This window comes from Alkaliphilus hydrothermalis, assembly GCF_016908555.1.
Classification (GTDB): Bacteria; Bacillota; Clostridia; order Peptostreptococcales; family Natronincolaceae; genus Alkaliphilus; species Alkaliphilus hydrothermalis.
Genome location: NZ_JAFBEE010000006.1, coordinates 33895 through 52104, shown reverse-complemented (window position 1 = coordinate 52104; position 18210 = coordinate 33895). Strand labels below are relative to the sequence as shown.

Sequence of the window (18210 nt, the reverse complement as noted above, 5' to 3'; positions counted from 1 at the left end):
GATTCCTTTCTATTCCATCATGTACAATAGGGCATTGATGATGGCGGCGGCCACAGTGCTTCCACCTTTTCTACCACGGGTGGTAATGTAGGGAACAGATTTCGTGATTAGCTCCTCTTTAGATTCACTGGCACCCACAAAACCCACCGGCACACCTACAACTAAAGAGGGGTTTACCTTACCTTCATCCATGTATTGACACAGCATAAAAAGGGCAGTGGGGGCATTACCAATGACAAAAATTTTCGTATTCTCATCCGCCATTGCCTTCTCCATCCCCACCATAGAACGGGTAATCCCCCTTTCCTTGGCCTCTAATGCCACCTGTGGGTCGTCAACCAAAGTATAGACCTCACATTGATGCTTGGCTAACGCCCGCTTGTTCATTCCCGCCATTGCCATTTTAGTATCGGTGTAAATTTTACATCCTTTACCTAGACTCTCCAAAGCCTCAGATATTGCTTCGGGGTGAATTAAAGTAATGTCGGCATATTGAAAGTCTGCGGTGGTATGAATCACTCTCTTAATGATTTTTCCTTCTCTTTCGGGGAAAGTTCGTCCTCCCAATTCCTCAGTAATTATTTCAAAACTTCTTTTTTCAATTTCCATTGGTTGCTTTATATAGTTCAATTTAGCTGGCCTCCTTTTTTGTACTAGAGAAAGATGTGCTCTCCCAACTTCCTCTATATTAGTCCTGTACTACCTTTGCTCCACCAGTAACAACAAGATAATCTTTTGCTTTGCAATAGTTTTTAAAGAAAGGTTTTCTTTTTAGTTCATAGATAAACTTCTCTTGATTGAATTTGCCATCTTCATAAAGTAATCCCACCACCGTACCACTGTGGGCTACATTGACTCCACTGGCCCCTAGTTTGATTCCCAGCTCCACCATATCCTCCAGTCCCGGTTTGTAAAGGATGGGTTGATTGGCAAGACCACTAAGGATGGAGGCTTCTCCAATTTTACTTAAGTCTTGATTATCCATTCCTACTTCAAAGGTATGGAGGGCCTTCCTCATTTGATCTTTTTGCCTTAGAAGTTTTTCCCTACGATTGATTTTACGAAACTCAAGGGTGTTGACCCTTCCTTTCCCCTCCAACAATAGAACTCTACAGGGGGGAAGGTGTCCATAACCTTTCATAAATCTCCCCTGTAGCTGGTCAAAGAGGGTAATCTCCGAAAAAATTGTACTATCGGTAGGCTCAATTTCCACACACAGGTATGCAATTTCCCTTTGGGTAATATTTTTTCCTAGATAAGCTGCAGTGGCTAGAGCCGTAGCTGCTAAATCGGCCGTACTACTGGCCATACCTTTGCCAACGGGGATTTCTGATTTAATCTCCAGATGTAGATTAAAGGCTTCTTCCGCTGGTACTCCATAATATTGAAGAACCCTTTTTAGGATTTTATAGGCTTTGCTATATCTCGCCTTGTGTTTCAAACTACCAGAACTAATTTGCATATCTAAGGGATTTTCCCTTAAAAAAACATGGCTATAGCAGTCTATGCTGTAGGAGATGAGCTTTTCTCCCCCTAAGAGCCATCCCTGTAGTAGTTCTCCGCAGGAGGCTGGGGCTACAGCGTGAATCATAGAGCTCTTTCCCCATTTCTGTAAACTTTACACGACTCCAAAAAGGCCTTAGGAAAAGCAAGATTGTTATAAAAATGGATATGACTAAAGGCCCCTAGGCAATTATATTTGAATAATCCACAATTCCACTGGGAAATTAGCCTTCCATCCCTATGCTTATCCACAGAATACACATAATCATTGTGATTACCCTCGACAACTCCCCTATGGAATTCATGTCCCTTCACCTGTCCAACTCCAGTAGTATCAAATATGGTATTGTTTTTAAAATCTATCACGTTATATCCAAAGCGTTGCAATCGATTGGTCATGGTGGCATGGGCATCGAAAACTCCCAACATATCATAGGACTCCCCCGAAAAAGTTGTGATGGAATTGGTCAAATACATAAAGCCCCCACACTCACCGTAGGTGGGTAACCCCTGTTGTATTTTCTCTTTGATTTCTTGTCTTATCTGAGTATTTTTCTCCAGTTGTTCAGCGAAAACCTCTGGAAATCCCCCCCCAAGGTATATACCATGAAGATTTTTTGGAAGTTTTTCATCCCTAAGGGGACTAAAGGGAATTAAATCTACTCCTGTTTCCCTTAATAGATCTAGGTTGTCTTGATAATAGAAATTGAAGGCTTCATCATAGGCATATGCAATACGCAGGTTATATGTGCTAGAAAGTGTAGGTAGTTCATCTGCCTGCAACGCCTCTACCTCACCTGCTATTTCCAGCAATCCATCTAAATCAATGGTTGCCTCCACCATTTCCAATAGTTTGTCCATCTTTTCTTTAAGCTGACCTACCTCCATAGAGGGGATCAAACCCAGATGCCTACTTTCCAATTTAACATCTGAATTTTTGTTGAGATACCCTAGACACTTTACCCCCACTTGATCTTCAATCACTTCCTTAAGTAGTTCATAATGCTTTTCTCCAGAGACTTGATTAATAATTACACCTTTAATTTCCACCTCTGGGTCCAGCATTTTATAACCCAACACCATGGCGGCGGCACTATTGGACATGCCGCCCCCATTGATGACCAACACTACTGGAGCCTTTAGTATCTTTGCTAAATGGGCAGTACTGCCATCATGGGTTTTAATCCCCATTCCATCAAAAAGACCCATGACCCCTTCAATAATGGCAAGGTCTTCAGGCTGGCAGTTTTTTTGAAATAAACCCTTGAGGACTCCCTCCTCCAATAAATAACTATCTAAATTTCTCGATGCTTCCCCCGTTACAAAACGGTGGAACTGAGGGTCTATGTAGTCGGGACCGACTTTAAAGGGCTTTACTGGGAGCCCTCTTTTCTTCAATGCCCCCATGATTCCCAAGGATAGGGTGGTTTTTCCTACTCCACTTTGGGTTCCTGCCAGTACAATTCGTCCCCCTTTTGCCATTTATGCCAGCTCCTTTACCTTCTTTAGAGCTTTACCAGCTGCTTCTATGGTTTGTTGTATCATTTCGTCAGTATGGGCAGCAGAAATAAAGGTGGCCTCATACTGGGAAGGAGCTAAATAAACTCCCTGCTGAAGCATTTCCCTAAAAAATACTGCATATTTTTCAGTGTCGGATGTGGAGGCTGTTTTAAAGTCTACCACCTCAACCTCTGTAAAGAACATACAAAGCATGGAGCCAACTCTATTGAAGGAGGCTTTGATACCGATTTCCTTCACCTGTTGCTTCAACCCTTCCTCCAGCATAACTGCTCTTCTTTCTAGGTCTAGATAAATTTCTGGATTACCCTTTAAGATACTTAAAGTTGTATAACCCGCCATCATGGCTAAAGGATTTCCCGATAAAGTTCCCGCCTGATACACAGGACCAAGGGGAGATAGATACTCCATAATCTCCTTCTTACCTCCAAAGGCACCCACTGGCAGCCCTCCACCAATAATTTTTCCAAAGCAAGTTAAGTCTGGTTCTATTCCATAAAGACTTTGGGCACATTCAAAGGCTACCCTAAAGCCCGTCATTACTTCGTCAAAAATCAATAGACTACCATATTCTTTAGTCAATTCCCGTAGCCTTTGGGCAAACTCCTTCGTCATGGGAACAACCCCCATATTTCCTGCCACAGGCTCAATGATGACTCCTGCTATGTCTTGTCCCACCTCTTTAAATATGGCTTCTATATTCTCTATATCGTTAAACTCAGCCGTAATAGTATTCTTAGCTGTTTCCTCCGTTACCCCTGGACTACTGGGGACACCGTGGGTCAAAGCCCCTGATCCAGCTTTGATTAATAGGGCATCGGAATGACCATGATAGTTTCCACTGAACTTTACAATTTTACTTCTCCCTGTATATCCCCTAGCCAATCTGAGGGCCGTCATGGTGGCCTCTGTACCCGAGTTCACCATACGGATCATTTCGATTGAGGGAATGGATTCGATGACTAACTTGGCTAACTTTGATTCAATTTCTGTTGGTGTTCCAAAGCTGGTTCCCTGTTCTACAATTTCCTTTAGCTTTTCCACCACCTGAGGATGACAATGACCTAAAATCAGTGGCCCCCAAGATGCTACATAGTCAATATAATGATTGGCATCTTCGTCATATAGGTAGGCCCCTTGTCCCCTTTTCATAAAGGGTGGGTTCATCCCCACAGAGGAAAAGGCACGAACGGGACTATTAACTCCCCCTGGCATAAGTTTTTTAGATTCTTCAAACAATTGTAACGAACGATCTAGCTTCATAGGGTATTCCTCCTGATCCACTCTGCCATATCCTTAGCAAAGTATGTTAGTATCATATCTGCTCCTGCCCTCTTGATGGAGGTCAAGATTTCCACCATCACCTTTTCTCCATCTATCAGACCTTCCTTTGCCGCCATTTTTACCATGGTATATTCACCACTGACATGGTAGGCTGCTAGAGGCATGTTGTAGGTGGTCTTTAGTTGATGAATGATATCTAAATAGGCAAGCGCAGGCTTGACCATCAAGATATCTGCCCCCTCCTCTATATCTAGGGCAGCCTCCCTCAAAGCTTCCCTTCCATTGGCAGGATCCATTTGGTAGGTTTTACGATCCCCAAATTGAGGACTTGACTTTGCCGCACTTCTAAAGGGCCCATAGAATCCCGATGCAAATTTTACGCTATAGCTCATGATTGGTATATGACTAAAGTTGTTTTTATCTAATACCTGTCGTATTGCCGCCACCCTACCATCCATCATATCGGAGGGGGCAACAATATCTACCCCTGCCATGGCATGGGATAGGGCTGTATTGGCAATCAAATCTAGAGATTCATCATTTAGCACCTCATGGTCTTTGATTAGCCCACAATGCCCGTGGTCGGTGTATTGACAAAGACATACATCAGAAATGACTACTAAGTCTGGGTAATGCTTCTTTACTTCCCTAATGGCCTGCTGCACAATACCATCCATTGCGTAGGCTTCTGAACCCCGCTCATCCTTCTTTGCGGGGATGCCAAATAAAATAATCGCCTGTATTCCTAGATTCACCACTTGGCTAACTTCCTCAATCAAGCGATCAACTGAAAAATGATATTGCCCTGGTAGAGCTGTAATTTCCTTCTTGATGTTCTCCCCATGGACAACAAATAAAGGATAAACTAAGTCTGCGATATCTACTCTTGTCTCCTGTACTAGATTTCGTATTCCTGCACTTCGCCTTAATCTTCGAGGTCTTTTATTCATTTCCATTGTATCCCTCCAAAATTCCATTAATTAGTCCTTCTATCGTATATTCTTTCCCTTGAAAATCAATCGTTAAGCCTAACTCTCTTACGGTATTTCCCGTAATGGGTCCAATTACAGCAATTTTACTATTTTCTAATAGCCCTTTATTTTCTTCTCCTAAGATCTCCATCAGATTGTTGGCAGTGGATGAACTAGTAAAGGTAATAACATCTATTCCCTCCTCCAATATTTCCAGCAGTTCCTCCCGTCTATGGGTGGGGATTACCGTCTGGTAGATAGGTATTTCATCAACGATTGCTCCCATTTCCAGTAGTCCTGTCACTAGGTTTCGTCTAGCAATCTCCGCTCTAGGGATGGATATCCTGTCGCCTTTTTGAATGACTCCCTGAAGGCGCTCTAATATTCCTTCAGCGGTGAATACTTCTGGCACGATCTCCACCACAAGCCCTTTGTCCTCTAAGGCTTCTGCTGTTGCTGTGCCAATGGCAACCATTTTACTATCTCCTATGGCTCTGATATCTAGTTTCATTTCCTTCAGTCGCTTAAAGAAACTATTGACTCCATTTACACTGGTGAATATGGTGTATTGAGACTTTGGGATTTCTTTAATCTTCGCATCTATTTCCTGCAGGTTTTCACATGGTTTGATTTCTATGGTGGGAAATTCTATGATTTCTCCCCCTAGGGCCTTTAATTTGTTGGATAATTCACTGGCCTGCTGACGACTTCTGGTGACTAGTATTTTCTTGCCCTGTAGTGGTAGATTTTCAAACCAGTTTAACTGATTCCTTAAATTCACCACCTCACCTACAATGATGATGGAGGGGAAGGTAACTTGATTTCTTTCCACCACCTCCACGATATTTTCCAATGTACCCGTCACTGTCCGTTGTCTTCCTGTGGTACCCCTATGGACTAAAGCCACTGGGGTATCCTTGGATTTTCCGTACTTCATCAATTCTCCAGTAATTTTTTGTAAATTTCCAACCCCCATTAGAAAAATTAGCGTTCCCTCCAGTTGTGCCAATGCTTTGTAATTAACGGTGGTCTTTTCCTTTGTGGGATCTTCATGTCCAGTAATAACATGAAAGGATGTGCTGATATTACGATGGGTAACTGGAATACCACCATAGTTAGCCGCCCCAATGGCTGATGTAATCCCTGGAACGACTTCAAAGGGGATCCCTTCTTGATGTAGGGTATAGCCTTCTTCTCCACCCCTCCCAAAAACATAAGGATCTCCCCCTTTTAGTCTAGTGACAACATTTCCTTCCTTGGCCTTTTGTATCAGTAAACTATTGATTTCATCTTGGGTATACTTGTGTCTATGGGGGGATTTTCCTACATCTATACAAACAGCCCCTTCTTTACGGTATCTCAATAGACTGGGGTTTGCAAGACGGTCATATAAGATCACATCTGCTTTTTTCAGGCATTCCAACCCCTTCACAGTGATTAAGCCTTCATCCCCTGGTCCTGCCCCCACTAAATATACATAGGGTTTCTTCATCAGTACACCTCCCTGTAGTATTCTTTTTCTATTCTTTAATTAGTCTATCCTTTGGGTCTTTGTTGGCGACCTCCTCCAGTAGCTCCTTAGCACCCTTACTCTGCATTTTTTCTGCCAAACGTCTCCCTATTTCAACAAAATCATCAAATCCACCTATTTCAGTTTCTTTGATGATTTCTTTGCCGTTAGGAGCACCTACCATTCCTGTTAATTGCAGCTCTTCGCCTACCTTTTTTCCATAGGCTCCGATGGGTACATGACAGCCCCCCTCCATGACCTTTAGAAAGCTTCTTTCTGCCATAACTGTGTTGTAGGTTTCTTTGTGATTTAGTTCCTGTAATATATTGTATAGTTCTTCATCATCTTTACGGATTTCACATCCAAGGGCACCTTGCCCCACTGCTGGGACAAATTCTTCTGTATTAAAATAATGGGCAATTTCTTCCGTTAGCCCTAGACGATTTAGTCCTGCCGCCGCTAAAATCACCCCATCTAAAGTTTGGGTTTCAATTTTACTGATTCTTGTTTCAACATTTCCTCTAATGGGCTCAATCTTTAAACATCCATTTAGATTTAAAAGCTGTGCCTGTCTTCTTAAACTACTGCTTCCGATTCTAGCGTCCGTTGGTAACTGACTCCAAGGGATATGGTTTTTTGTAACCAATACATCTCTAGGGTCTTCTCTTTTGGTTATTGCCCCCAGCATTAGTCCTTCTGGGGAATCTGCTGGCATGTCCTTCATGCTATGTACCGCCAAGTCAATTTCCTTATCGATAAGGGCTTTTTGAATTTCCCTCACAAAAAGCCCCTTTCCGCCAATTTTATCAAGGGTTTTATCTAGAATTTTGTCTCCCTTGGTGATAATCTTAATAATTTCATATTGATATTGGGGAAATTTTTCCCTTAGTCCATCAATAATTAATTCCGCCTGTACCAAGGCCAATCGACTGGCTCTAGATCCGATTCTAATTGTTCTCATCCTTGTCACACCCTTCTCTATTTCTACAGGATTCGTAAATCCGCCACATTTTTTCTCGATAGCTATCGAAGTCCGCTATTGCATTTACAGAGGTGTCATAGGTCAATCTGTGGAACAACTCTCTTCGCACCTCGATATCATCAATCTCCTCTAGGGCTTTTTTTCGGATTTCCCCCATCGTGTCTATTATGTGTTGGTATTGGGGACCATAGGCAACCTCCAACTCATCCCGAATCCGTCTAGAAAACATAGGGCTTTTTCCATCGGTAGAAACGGTTAAGGTCAGGCTCCCCTGTCGGTGGATAGCAGGAACAATAAAATCACATAGTTGAGGTACATCCACTATGTTAATCATAATTCCCAGCTCCTCTGCCTCTTGATAACAGGCTTCGTTGACTTCGGGGATATCGGTGGCAACATAGACTAAATAACTCCCCTTCAAATCCCCCTTTTCATAGGGTCTTTTCTTGAGGTGAATGACACCTTCATCTGCCATTTTTTCTAGTTTTTCTGTGGTCTTTGGTGCAATCACAGTTGCCCTTGCCCCATGTTCCAACAGGGACTTTACCTTCCTTTGGGCAACCCTTCCACCCCCAATGACAGTGCAATTTTTTCCTTCGATATTCAGCATGACGGGGTAATACTTTGTCATATTGCCCCTCCTTTACTCATTCCTTATATTTGTGTTTAAATCAAACAATTCATCCACCACAGCAGCCACCTGTTCCCCTCTACCATTAACTCCAGCGTGTTTCATTTGCAAGATAGGCTTTTTCCACATCTTTTTTATGAGACTCCTTACCACCACTTCTATTAATTCCTTATCCTTTTCCTCCATATGGGAGAGTTTTTTGAAAAGCCCCTCCAGTTCTTCATCTGTCATTTTCTGTGAGTAGCTCTTTAACGCCTTTATTCTAGGATAAATCGGCAGACATCTATACCATTCTATGTACTTATCCACTGATTTTTGTATAAATTCCTTCATTTCTTCTATACACTGTTGACGATAGAGAAGACTTTCCTCTACAACTGCCTTTAAATGATCAATATGATATAGTGTCATCCCTTTGATTCCTTCTAATAGGGGGTCTATATCCCTAGGCAGGGCAATATCCACCATACAAACACTTCCTTCCCCCTTGTAGAGTTCTTTTACCTCATCATAATGAAAAATATAGTGGGGAGCAGAAGTTGCACTGAGTACTGCATCTATTTCATTAATCTTTGAATACTTTTCTTCATAGGGTAAGTACTTGATCTGTGGGTACTTTTTCTCTAGAGCTTCGATGGCTCCACTGGTTCGATTACAGATATAGATGGTATCTACTTCTTTTTCCAACAGGTTTTCTATAGCTATTCTACTCATTTCTCCATAGCCCACCACCAGTATCCTTTTCCCTGCTAATCCACCTAAACTTGTTTCCATCTGCTTAACTGCTATTGAGCTGATGGATAAAGGGTTTTCCGATATGGCAGTTTTAGTTTTGAGCTCCTTTGCCACCGTAACAGCCTCTAAGAATAATCTATTCAATACTTTACCAGTGGCACTATGATCTAAAGCCTTTTGATGGGCCTCCTTCACCTGTCCTAAAATCTGGTCTTCTCCCAAAACCAATGAATCTAATCCACAGCATACTTCATAAAGATACTCTATGGCCTCTCGACCTGTTTTAGCAATGTAGTGTCCTTCTAGTTCCTGGGGCTGAAGATGAAAGAAATTTTGATAGAAGTTCTTAAACCACTTTGTTCCTTTTTCAATATCCTCAACTATTGCAAATACTTCACTTCGATTACAGGTGGATACAATCACTGCCTCTTCTACAAAAGCCGACTCCTTAAGATGTGCATAGGCTTTTTCTAACTTTGACCTTGAATAAGCCACCTTTTCCCGAAGGGCTATACTGGAATTTTTATGGGTTACTCCAAAAACCATGATCTTCATTACTTAATCATCCTTTGTGTTAGAATTTTACTTCTAGGGCTTCTACTGCTCTTGATTGTAGTATGTCCACAATTCTGTCATCTGCTCCTATATGTTTTCCCATTGTAAAGCTGATATTAGGGTATTTACCCTTAATACCCTCTAATACCTCTGGTATATCATACTTTACATGATTTCCTTTAAAAATAAACATTGGTACGATGACAATTTCCGTTACTCCTGTTGCTGCCAAAGCCTCTAGTCCTTCATCCACAGATGGTTTTGATATCTGTAGGGACCCCCAACCTAATTCATCGAAGTTCTTGTCCATCTTTTTCTGTAGCTTTTCCATCAACTCTGCTAGAATCATATCCGCTTCCTTTGCTTGACTCCCGTGGGCTAAAATAAATAATCCTCTTTTCATAATTACTACCTCCTGTTATTTTGTGTTAAACTTCTTAAAAAACTGAAAAAATCCACCCTGTGGGTGGATTGGTTTGTTTGTATTTATTAAATGTAGTTGTATACACTTTTCCATAACAACATTCCCTTCCCACCGAAGGCTGTCACACATTTTAGGCTGGTCTCCTGACTTGTGCTTCTCTTTACTCTTGATCCTTCCCAGACGTATTCTCCAGTGGTATTCATCAATTTCATCCACACTTACAGTAGCGGGGGCTGTAATGGTTTTTCACCATTTTCCCATTTAAGTCTAATAAAAACACCTAAAACAACTATTCTTTTTTCTTCTACATCTTATCAAAGTATGGGGGAATTATCAACTTTTATTTGGAAAAGTAACAACTGGGCTTGAGGAATGCCCTTCAGAGTTTTCTAATGTCCCTCATGATCTAATTTGTACCTCTGATAAAATATCGGTGCTAAAGCAAACAAAACCAAAATAATAAATACAGCCATGGTTCTATAGGAAAAGAAATCTTTGATTCCATCCCCTAGTAATGAGTAGAGAAATACCTTTGGTAAGCTCCCTAAGAAGGTCCCAATGAAAAAATCATAAAAGCTAATCCCCGTCAGTCCTGCCCCATAGCTGATGGGGTCAAAGGGAAAGCCAGGGGTTACCCTCATCATAAAAAGGGTTCTGATTACTTCTTTGTCTTTTAATTTTTCAAGTCTATTCAAGTATTTTCCCTTCAACAACTTTGCAAAAATTCCTTCAAATCTGCTGGCTAGGAAAAAACATAGACTAGAGGATATTAGTATGCCAATGATACATAGAATCGTACCCATGATCGTACCAAAAATGATTCCACCTAGCACCAGTAACAAGGCACTGGGAATAAGGATGAAGGGTCTAATAGAGGCGATGCCAACAAAAACTAACATTCCCCAAACACCAAACATTTCAACAATATCTTGTATTTCCTCTAAATCAATTCCCTTTGGGAGAAATCCTCTGTTTTCATATGCAATAAATAGTATGAGTGCCCCAAGTATAATTTTTATAATTCTTTTTAATGTTTCTCTCTTAATCCCCTCCCCCCTAGTAACCTATCCTTGTTTCTTTAACTGGAAATAGAAAAGAACTCCTCCTTCAATATTTTTAACTCCATAGTTGCTACCATGAAGCTCCAAGACATTTCTTACGATGGCTAGACCTAGTCCAGTACCGACTTTTTTATCCTTTTCCTTGTAAAAGCTTTCCCATATATAGTTTAGATCTTCTTTATCTATCTGTTTGCCTTCATTATATACTTCAATGCAAACAAATTCCCCAATATCCTTTAAGGTTATTTCAACTTTACCTCCAATATTACAATGATTGATGGCATTTTGAATTAGATTACTCAATACCTGCTCTATACGGTATTCATCCCCCAGTACCATTTGTTCCTGAAGGGCTTCCTCCACCATTAATTGCACCTTTTTCTCTTTTTTTAGTACATCAAATTTAAATAGCGTACGATCCACCAAGCTAACAATATCAAAGGACTCTAATTTTACTTTAAAATTCGCCGATTCCAGTTGACTCAGGTCTAACAAATCCTTCACCATCGTACTCATTTTACTTATCTCTTCTTCTATAATATGAAAATAATCCTGTTTTTCTTCCTCATTGTTTGCTACATCATCTTGAAGGGCTTCTGTATATCCTTGAATAAGGGCTATGGGGGTCTGGAGCTCATGGGAAACTCTAGCTACAAATTCCTTCCTCATTTTATCAAGGTTTTTTTCCTTTTTTAGTTCTTCCTGTAATTCATCAAATGTTTTCTTTAGTTCGCTGGATAAAAAATTAAAGGTAGCTCCCAACTGACCTATTTCATCCTTTCTGTCATCCTCCCAAAGATTATCAAAATTCAGTCGGCCCATCTCCATAGCTACTCCATTCAGCTTTGTCAAAGGCTTCGTAATTGTCTTTGAAAAAATGAACGCCAAAATCATCGCTAGAATCATTGCGCCGATTAACACATAAACCGCGAACTCTTGAGATATGGCGATAGATTCTTCAATCGGTTGTAGGGGTGTGTGAAGAACAATAATATAGGCCTCAATAGGAAAAACTAGTGCCAAGGCATCCAATTTCCTCATGTGTCCTGGTACTTTAAAAACAATTGTTTCTCCCAATTGAACTCTATTCCAATCCTCCATTGATAGATGCCCCATCTTAGACATTCCCATCATCATGCCTGTTTGATAAATCATTCCACCCCTGCGGTCGAATATCCTCAGATTCCCGTTTAAAGTATCCGCCACTGTATTGATCTTTTCTTTGGTTTTGTTGGATAGGCCTTCTTCTGTAAACTGTTGCTTGAGCTCCTGCCCTAATTCAATCATTTGGTTGATTTTCTGTTGTTGATAAAACCGATTAAAAAAATTTGCCTGCAAAAACCATTGGAGTCCTACAATGGCCATAGAGAATATTAAAAACAGAATAAACAGTTTTAGGAAAATCGAATCTTTTCTCATGACTTCACCTCAAAACGATAACCGACTCCCCGTACTGTGACTATTTTTTTTCCTATTTCTTTAAGTTTTTGCCTCAGCCTTTTTACATGGGTATCCACAGTTCTTAAGTCTCCATAATAGTCATAGCCCCAAACTCCATCCAATAAAAGCTCTCTGGTGAGGGCAATGTTTTCATGATGTATGAAATATAGTAGCAAATCATATTCCTTAGGACTTAATTGAAGTAACTCATCCCCTAAATATACTTGATGGGATTTTTTATCGATTTTTAGTTCATTTATATATAGTATTTCAGTAGAGAGCTGTTGTTGACTCCTTTTTAAAAGAGCCTTTACCCTAGCCACCAGTTCCTTTACACTAAAGGGCTTGGTCATATAATCGTCAGCTCCCAACTCAAAGCCAAAGAGCTTGTCATTTTCTTCCCCTCTAGCCGTCAACATTAAAATTGGTATAGCACTGGTCTCCCGTATTCTTTTACATATTGTCCAACCATCATAATGGGGTAACATCACGTCTAGGATCACCATGTGGAATTCCTGCTCATACCATAAATCTAAAGCCTCTTTGCCATCTGCCGCCTCCACTACATTGACCATTTCCCTCTTCAAATAAGTAGCCACCAATCTTCTTAGCTTGTCCTCGTCCTCCACCAGCAGTATATTTGTTCCCACCATTTTTTCACCCCATCCCTAAGTTAATAAATGAAAACATAAATAAAAACACCAGTAGCTGGTGTTTTTATTATATCCAATTCCTAGTTATTTCCGCAACCTCTACCACCGAAGCCTTGACCTCTTCCGCCAAAACCTCTGCCTTTACCACGGCCACCAAGACCCATACGACCTTTTGAATTTTCGTCGCATTTTAGCAATCTAGTTTCCATTCTTTCCTTTAATACTTCTGCTTCTTCAGCAGTAATCAATCCTTCTGCTACTTTTTCATCAATCACCTTATATTTTTCTTGAAGAACCTCTTCTCGTATTTCTTCTAGGTTTAAGTCGTACTTCTCCATAATCTCTTGGTTAGTTAATCCTAATTCTCTTAGTTGTAACAATTGCTCAACAGTGATTCCAGCCTTCTCAGTAATTACCTCCATAGGAGATGCTCCACGATCAAAGAAAAGACCTCTTCTTAGTTGTGGTACTGCTTCCCCTGTAGCCGCAAAACTGGCCGATGCCATTAAACCAACAATCCCCATAGCAACAATCGCTATTTTCCATCTTCTTTCCATAATACCGCCTCCATTAAATTTATTTTAAACTTCTTTACAATCCTATCTTATCCCACTTATGTGACGGTACTGTGACAACTACAAGAATTTTTACGTCTGTTCAAAAGCCCTTAGATTCAAGAAACGAAAATCCTCAGCGGTCGTCGAGTATTGTAATACGCGAGAGTGCTGGGGATTTGAAGTGACGCAGAAGATGGGGGCTTTTCAACAACCGTAGTCTGTTCAAAATTCCTTAGATTCAAGGAACAAAAAACACTGGCGATCGTAGCGTATAAATAATACTTGAGGGTGCTAGTGTTTCGCAGTGACGCGGAAGATGAGGGATTTTCAACAGGCGATAGCCTGTTCAAAAGTCTTCAGATTCAAGGAACAAGAAACACTGGCGATCGTAGCGTATAAATAATACGTGAGAGTGCTAGTGTTTCGCAGTGACGCGGAAGATGGGGGCTTTTCAACAGGCTACCTAGTAGCCGATGTATTTGGCATACAACCCCTTTGCCTCTTCAATGGTTTTTGCATTTTTAATAATCGCTCTACCATCATCAAAAAGCTTGATTTCATAGCCCTCCACCTTGATATTTAATAAAAAAGCCGAGAGCTTAACTTCTACTGCTGCTTCCAATAGTCGTTCATAGAGCTGACGCAAATCTACTTTTCCCTTACTGTTTTGAGGATCTACTTGTATTGTGTTGTTCCCACATATATGGATTGCTTCTGGCATTTTGTCCATCAAATATTCAAACTTATGATTACCGCAGCAGGTACACCCTTCTTTTTTCGGTAACTGCATGGTTTGAAATTCATTTTCCCATAGGTCAAAATAGATCATTTTATTTTCTAGTGCCTCTAGATTTCCCGTTAAGTACTTGATGGCGGCTGTAGATTGATGCATTCCCACGATTCCCGTAGTGGTATTAATCACCCCTGCCGTATCACAGGTGGCAATACTACCTGCCGATGGCGGTGTATCCATCATACATCTCAAGCAACCTGTTTTGCCTGGAATAAACATCTTTATTGCTCCAGTGCTTCCCACAGCTCCCCCATAAATCCACGGGATATTATGCTGAAAGGCTGTATCATTAATTAGATATCGAGTCTTGAAATTATCAGTGCAATCTATTATTAAATCCATTCCTTCAATCATTTTTTCAATGGTGATACTATTTACATCCTTTACAATGGTTTCAATAGTAATATCAGAATTAACCTTTTGTAATTTTGTCTTTGCTGCCTCCACCTTTGGGATACTATTTTCAGCATCCTCTTCATCAAACAAAATCTGTCTATGGAGGTTGCTATACTCAACAAAATCCCGATCTACGATTCTTAGGGTTCCAACTCCTGTCCTTGCTAGACTGTTGGCTGCTACTGTACCTAAAGCACCACATCCAATGATTAGTACTTTTGATTTTTTTAAGCGTTCTTGTCCTTCTTCTCCAATTCCTTTAAAATTAATCTGCTTTATATATCGATCCTTCATGTCTTCACTCCTTCTCATTGCCTTCCTACATCCTCTCTTATTATAATATAAAATCCTATATACATTAACTTTAACTTGTTTTATTTATGGTTTCTTTATATTTCCTTAATTGTTTTCCACTACATTAGCTTTTCTCGTCAAAAAATGATAAAATAATAGATAAGTACGCTCTATTTTTAACTAGTGGGGGATTGATTATGAAAAAAATCATATATACACTTGTATTTCTGATGGTATTAGCCATTACTACTTTATTCCTATTACCATCCTATCTGTCTGTGGCATCGGTGAAGGAACCCTTAGAGATCGTCATTCCAAAGGGAGCTTCCACCACTTATGTGGCTAATCTTCTGTCAGAGAAAAAAGTAGTTAAAAGCGAATTGTGGTTTAAGTATAAAGCAAAACAAGCTCAAGTTGACCGTTTCATCAAGCCTGGTACCTATGTACTAACACCAGATGTTACAATGGATGAAATATTTCAACTATTAATTAAAGGTGCTCCTGAGACACCAGTCGTTCTAACTATTCCAGAGGGCTTTACCATCTATCAGATGGCAGAAAGAATGGAGTCCATTGGTCTAGGTACTGCTGATGAATTTCTACAGGCCACTAACACATATTTTTCAGATAAAGGCTATTCTTTTGATACCGAAAAACTCTATTTTTCTTTAGAAGGATATTTGTACCCAGACACCTATCACTTTACCATGAATAATACACCTGCTGATGTGGTAAATCGCCTGGCCAAAACAATGGAGGATATCTTTACAGCAGAGTATCAAGAAAGGGCAAAGGAACTGAACCTATCTATCCACGAAGTTCTTACTATTGCTTCTTTAATTGAACGGGAAGCCTACAACGACGAGGAAAAATCGATTATCAGTGGTGTAATCTACAATCGGATTAAGAAAAAAATGCCTCTACAAATCGACGCTACTGTAATTTATGGTATAGGGGAAGGGAAAGAACATATTACCCGTGTGCTTAATGTTCATTTAGAGGAATCTAGTCCCTTTAATACCTATCGAAACCCTGGTCTACCCCCTGGCCCTATAGCAGCCCCAAGTAAAACATCTATCTACGCTGCCCTATATCCAGAGGATCACAACTATCTATATTATGTGTTAGGCAAAGACGGCCATGTATTTGGTACGACCTATAAAGAACACCTTAAGAACGTACAGGACTACAGGAAAATTATGAAGGAAAAATCAAATAATTAGCATTTAGTATTACATTTAAAAAGGCAGCAAGGGACTAGACCCTTCTGCCTTTTTTTTATGTTTGTAGTTATTAGCACCTTTACTGACCCTACTATAGTGAAATTTTTTCCCTCATCTTAAAAAAATGAATTTAATTATTTTTTTATGCCAATCTTTAAAAGATTCCTTGGCTTTCTTAAGAGCGGCAATCTTATAGATCTCTGACTCAGTAGGATAAGCAAATATCATATTTAGAAATATTGAAGAGCTTAGTTTTTTCTTAATGGCCAAGGTGACAACTGGTATCATTTCACCAGCTTTATCACTGATTACTGTTGCTCCAATGATTCGCTTATTTCTGCCTAAAATTAGCTTAATGAATCCTTCATCATTCTCTGATTTGGCCCGATCATTATCTGCTAAATCTACTATTAGATAGTCCTTAAACATCCCTAGGGACTTTGCCTGTTGCTCTGTATAACCAACATGAGAGACTTCTGGTTTTGTGTAGGTTGTCCATGGAACAGCCGAATAATCAACTTTTGCATTGAGCTTAAAAACAATATTTTTAAGTACTATAGAGGCTTGATATCCAGCCATATGGGTAAATTGATATGGTCCGGTTACATCTCCGCAGGCATAAATATTTTTAATATTTGTCTGTAGTTTAGCGTTAGCTTTAATGTATCCTTTTTCATCCATCTCCACCCCTATTTCTTCAAGGCCTAAGTTTTGTGACGAAGGCCTTCTTCCTAAAGCAACTAGCAGCTGATCTCCTCTTATTTCTTTACTCTGGCCATCTGCCTCTATTACAACCACCACATCATCCCCGTCTTGTTTTACCTGTAAAATAGATGCGCCTAACTGCAAATCCATTCCATCTCGAAGGAATTTCTCCTTCATCCAGGGTCCTACCTCTGGGTCATCCTTATGAAAAATATCAGAATGCTTGTCTATGATTGTCACCTTGGACCCAAGATGTCTAAATCCTTGGCCAAGCTCAAGTCCGATAGGGCCACCCCCCAATACAATTAGATGTGTTGGAAGCTTTTTAAGGCCAAACACGTTTTCATTGGTAAGATAGAAAACCTCATCTAATCCTTTTATATTGGGAATAGATGGTTTGGCCCCGGTTGCAATAACAATGTACTTTCCTGTAATAAATTGCTCCCCTATAGAAACTCTATGATTATCCATTAGTTTACCCTTTTTTAGGAAAACATCAACCCCCAAACCCTCAAACCTCTCCTTAGAATCATGGGGCTCAATGGATTTAATTACCGATTTTACCCGATTCATTACATTTTCTAAGTTAACATTATTTAAGGAAGCATTTATCCCAAATTTATGAGATAACTGTATATCTTTTGCCAGGTGGGCACTCTTTAAAAATGTTTTACTTGGTACACATCCTGTATTTAAACAATCTCCACCCATTTTGCTTTCTTCCACCAGTGCAACTTTTGCACCAAGGCTAGCTCCTCCTGCTGCAATTACCAATCCAGCACTACCAGCTCCAATTACAATAATATCGTAATCATATTTCATGCTTTACCTCCCCCCTCTTTTCCTTATTTTTTACTAAAGTGTTTGTATATTTGCATCTTTATCTTCTTACAATATATTAGTATTTCTATAGCTTTTACCCATTAAAATTAAGAATATTTATAAAATTAATAGATTTAAGTGGGAAAGATGAAG

17 protein-coding genes and 1 riboswitch are annotated in these 18210 nt (G+C 40.0%); of the genes, 1 reads left to right on the top strand and 16 read right to left on the bottom strand.

Annotated elements, in window-relative coordinates:
* Positions 1–9: 9 nt before the first annotated feature.
* The 15 genes from JOC73_RS06105 to JOC73_RS06035 form a co-directional block, all read right to left on the bottom strand.
* Complete coding sequence (locus JOC73_RS06105; protein WP_243427868.1) at positions 10–630, bottom strand: precorrin-8X methylmutase; 621 nt, start codon at positions 628–630, stop codon at positions 10–12.
* A 58-nt stretch (positions 631–688) separates the two neighbouring features.
* Positions 689–1591 (bottom strand): GHMP family kinase ATP-binding protein, encoded by a 903-nt coding sequence (locus JOC73_RS06100; protein ID WP_204401205.1) that lies wholly within the window; start codon positions 1589–1591, stop codon positions 689–691.
* Positions 1588–2985, bottom strand: coding sequence for a cobyrinate a,c-diamide synthase (locus JOC73_RS06095; RefSeq protein ID WP_204401203.1), 1398 nt, complete (start codon positions 2983–2985; stop codon positions 1588–1590). Before JOC73_RS06095 ends, JOC73_RS06100 begins: the two co-directional genes overlap by 4 nt.
* The gene (gene hemL, locus JOC73_RS06090) at positions 2986–4284 is read right to left on the bottom strand and encodes a glutamate-1-semialdehyde 2,1-aminomutase (protein ID WP_204401201.1); all 1299 of its coding nucleotides are present in this window, start codon (positions 4282–4284) and stop codon (positions 2986–2988) included.
* Positions 4281–5255 (bottom strand): porphobilinogen synthase, encoded by a 975-nt coding sequence (hemB, locus tag JOC73_RS06085; protein WP_334297440.1) that lies wholly within the window; start codon positions 5253–5255, stop codon positions 4281–4283. The genes hemL and hemB overlap by 4 nt, the downstream gene beginning before the upstream one ends.
* Positions 5248–6768 carry a uroporphyrinogen-III C-methyltransferase gene (cobA, locus tag JOC73_RS06080; protein ID WP_204401196.1) on the bottom strand — a complete coding sequence of 507 codons (1521 nt, stop codon included), beginning with the start codon at positions 6766–6768 and terminating at the stop codon, positions 5248–5250. Before cobA ends, hemB begins: the two co-directional genes overlap by 8 nt.
* A gap of 28 nt (positions 6769–6796) precedes the next feature.
* The gene (hemC, locus tag JOC73_RS06075) at positions 6797–7747 is read right to left on the bottom strand and encodes a hydroxymethylbilane synthase (protein WP_204401195.1); all 951 of its coding nucleotides are present in this window, start codon (positions 7745–7747) and stop codon (positions 6797–6799) included.
* On the bottom strand, positions 7734–8399 hold the full coding sequence (locus JOC73_RS06070; RefSeq protein WP_204401194.1) for a precorrin-2 dehydrogenase/sirohydrochlorin ferrochelatase family protein: 666 nt from the start codon (positions 8397–8399) through the stop codon (positions 7734–7736). Before JOC73_RS06070 ends, hemC begins: the two co-directional genes overlap by 14 nt.
* A gap of 12 nt (positions 8400–8411) precedes the next feature.
* The gene (gene hemA, locus JOC73_RS06065) at positions 8412–9689 is read right to left on the bottom strand and encodes a glutamyl-tRNA reductase (protein WP_204401193.1); all 1278 of its coding nucleotides are present in this window, start codon (positions 9687–9689) and stop codon (positions 8412–8414) included.
* A 19-nt stretch (positions 9690–9708) separates the two neighbouring features.
* The gene (locus tag JOC73_RS06060) at positions 9709–10092 is read right to left on the bottom strand and encodes a sirohydrochlorin chelatase (RefSeq protein WP_204401192.1); all 384 of its coding nucleotides are present in this window, start codon (positions 10090–10092) and stop codon (positions 9709–9711) included.
* 137 nt (positions 10093–10229) lie between these two features.
* Positions 10230–10412: riboswitch (cobalamin riboswitch) on the bottom strand.
* A 90-nt stretch (positions 10413–10502) separates the two neighbouring features.
* The gene (locus JOC73_RS06055; RefSeq protein ID WP_204401191.1) at positions 10503–11030 is read right to left on the bottom strand and encodes a TVP38/TMEM64 family protein; all 528 of its coding nucleotides are present in this window, start codon (positions 11028–11030) and stop codon (positions 10503–10505) included.
* A gap of 147 nt (positions 11031–11177) precedes the next feature.
* The gene (locus JOC73_RS06050) at positions 11178–12593 is read right to left on the bottom strand and encodes a sensor histidine kinase (RefSeq protein ID WP_204401189.1); all 1416 of its coding nucleotides are present in this window, start codon (positions 12591–12593) and stop codon (positions 11178–11180) included.
* On the bottom strand, positions 12590–13267 hold the full coding sequence (locus JOC73_RS06045; RefSeq protein ID WP_204401187.1) for a response regulator: 678 nt from the start codon (positions 13265–13267) through the stop codon (positions 12590–12592). The genes JOC73_RS06050 and JOC73_RS06045 overlap by 4 nt, the downstream gene beginning before the upstream one ends.
* 80 nt (positions 13268–13347) lie before the next feature.
* On the bottom strand, positions 13348–13824 hold the full coding sequence (locus JOC73_RS06040) for a DUF2680 domain-containing protein (RefSeq protein ID WP_204401185.1): 477 nt from the start codon (positions 13822–13824) through the stop codon (positions 13348–13350).
* A gap of 463 nt (positions 13825–14287) precedes the next feature.
* Positions 14288–15307 carry a ThiF family adenylyltransferase gene (locus tag JOC73_RS06035; RefSeq protein WP_204401182.1) on the bottom strand — a complete coding sequence of 340 codons (1020 nt, stop codon included), beginning with the start codon at positions 15305–15307 and terminating at the stop codon, positions 14288–14290.
* A gap of 197 nt (positions 15308–15504) precedes the next feature.
* Between JOC73_RS06035 and mltG the strand changes: the two genes are divergently transcribed.
* The gene (mltG, locus tag JOC73_RS06030; protein WP_204401180.1) at positions 15505–16530 is read left to right on the top strand and encodes an endolytic transglycosylase MltG; all 1026 of its coding nucleotides are present in this window, start codon (positions 15505–15507) and stop codon (positions 16528–16530) included.
* Positions 16531–16641: 111 nt separating this feature from the next.
* On the opposite strand, the gene JOC73_RS06025 is transcribed toward mltG, so the two are convergent.
* On the bottom strand, positions 16642–18057 hold the full coding sequence (locus JOC73_RS06025; protein WP_204401178.1) for a dihydrolipoyl dehydrogenase family protein: 1416 nt from the start codon (positions 18055–18057) through the stop codon (positions 16642–16644).
* Positions 18058–18210 lie beyond the last annotated feature (153 nt).

What these genes read in the sequence shown, in the direction of transcription:
- JOC73_RS06100 (WP_204401205.1), bottom strand. Translation starts at nt 1,591, where the DNA reads ATGATTCACGCTGTAGCCCCAGCCTCCTGCGGAGAACTACTACAGGGA.
- JOC73_RS06095 (WP_204401203.1), bottom strand. Translation starts at nt 2,985, where the DNA reads ATGGCAAAAGGGGGACGAATTGTACTGGCAGGAACCCAAAGTGGAGTA.
- hemL (WP_204401201.1), bottom strand. Translation starts at nt 4,284, where the DNA reads ATGAAGCTAGATCGTTCGTTACAATTGTTTGAAGAATCTAAAAAACTT.
- hemB (WP_334297440.1), bottom strand. Translation starts at nt 5,255, where the DNA reads ATGAATAAAAGACCTCGAAGATTAAGGCGAAGTGCAGGAATACGAAAT.
- cobA (WP_204401196.1), bottom strand. Translation starts at nt 6,768, where the DNA reads ATGAAGAAACCCTATGTATATTTAGTGGGGGCAGGACCAGGGGATGAA.
- hemC (WP_204401195.1), bottom strand. Translation starts at nt 7,747, where the DNA reads ATGAGAACAATTAGAATCGGATCTAGAGCCAGTCGATTGGCCTTGGTA.
- JOC73_RS06070 (WP_204401194.1), bottom strand. Translation starts at nt 8,399, where the DNA reads ATGACAAAGTATTACCCCGTCATGCTGAATATCGAAGGAAAAAATTGC.
- hemA (WP_204401193.1), bottom strand. Translation starts at nt 9,689, where the DNA reads ATGAAGATCATGGTTTTTGGAGTAACCCATAAAAATTCCAGTATAGCC.
- JOC73_RS06060 (WP_204401192.1), bottom strand. Translation starts at nt 10,092, where the DNA reads ATGAAAAGAGGATTATTTATTTTAGCCCACGGGAGTCAAGCAAAGGAA.
- JOC73_RS06055 (WP_204401191.1), bottom strand. Translation starts at nt 11,030, where the DNA reads ATGTTTGGTGTTTGGGGAATGTTAGTTTTTGTTGGCATCGCCTCTATT.
- JOC73_RS06050 (WP_204401189.1), bottom strand. Translation starts at nt 12,593, where the DNA reads ATGAGAAAAGATTCGATTTTCCTAAAACTGTTTATTCTGTTTTTAATA.
- JOC73_RS06045 (WP_204401187.1), bottom strand. Translation starts at nt 13,267, where the DNA reads ATGGTGGGAACAAATATACTGCTGGTGGAGGACGAGGACAAGCTAAGA.
- JOC73_RS06040 (WP_204401185.1), bottom strand. Translation starts at nt 13,824, where the DNA reads ATGGAAAGAAGATGGAAAATAGCGATTGTTGCTATGGGGATTGTTGGT.
- JOC73_RS06035 (WP_204401182.1), bottom strand. Translation starts at nt 15,307, where the DNA reads ATGAAGGATCGATATATAAAGCAGATTAATTTTAAAGGAATTGGAGAA.
- mltG (WP_204401180.1), top strand. Translation starts at nt 15,505, where the DNA reads ATGAAAAAAATCATATATACACTTGTATTTCTGATGGTATTAGCCATT.
- JOC73_RS06025 (WP_204401178.1), bottom strand. Translation starts at nt 18,057, where the DNA reads ATGAAATATGATTACGATATTATTGTAATTGGAGCTGGTAGTGCTGGA.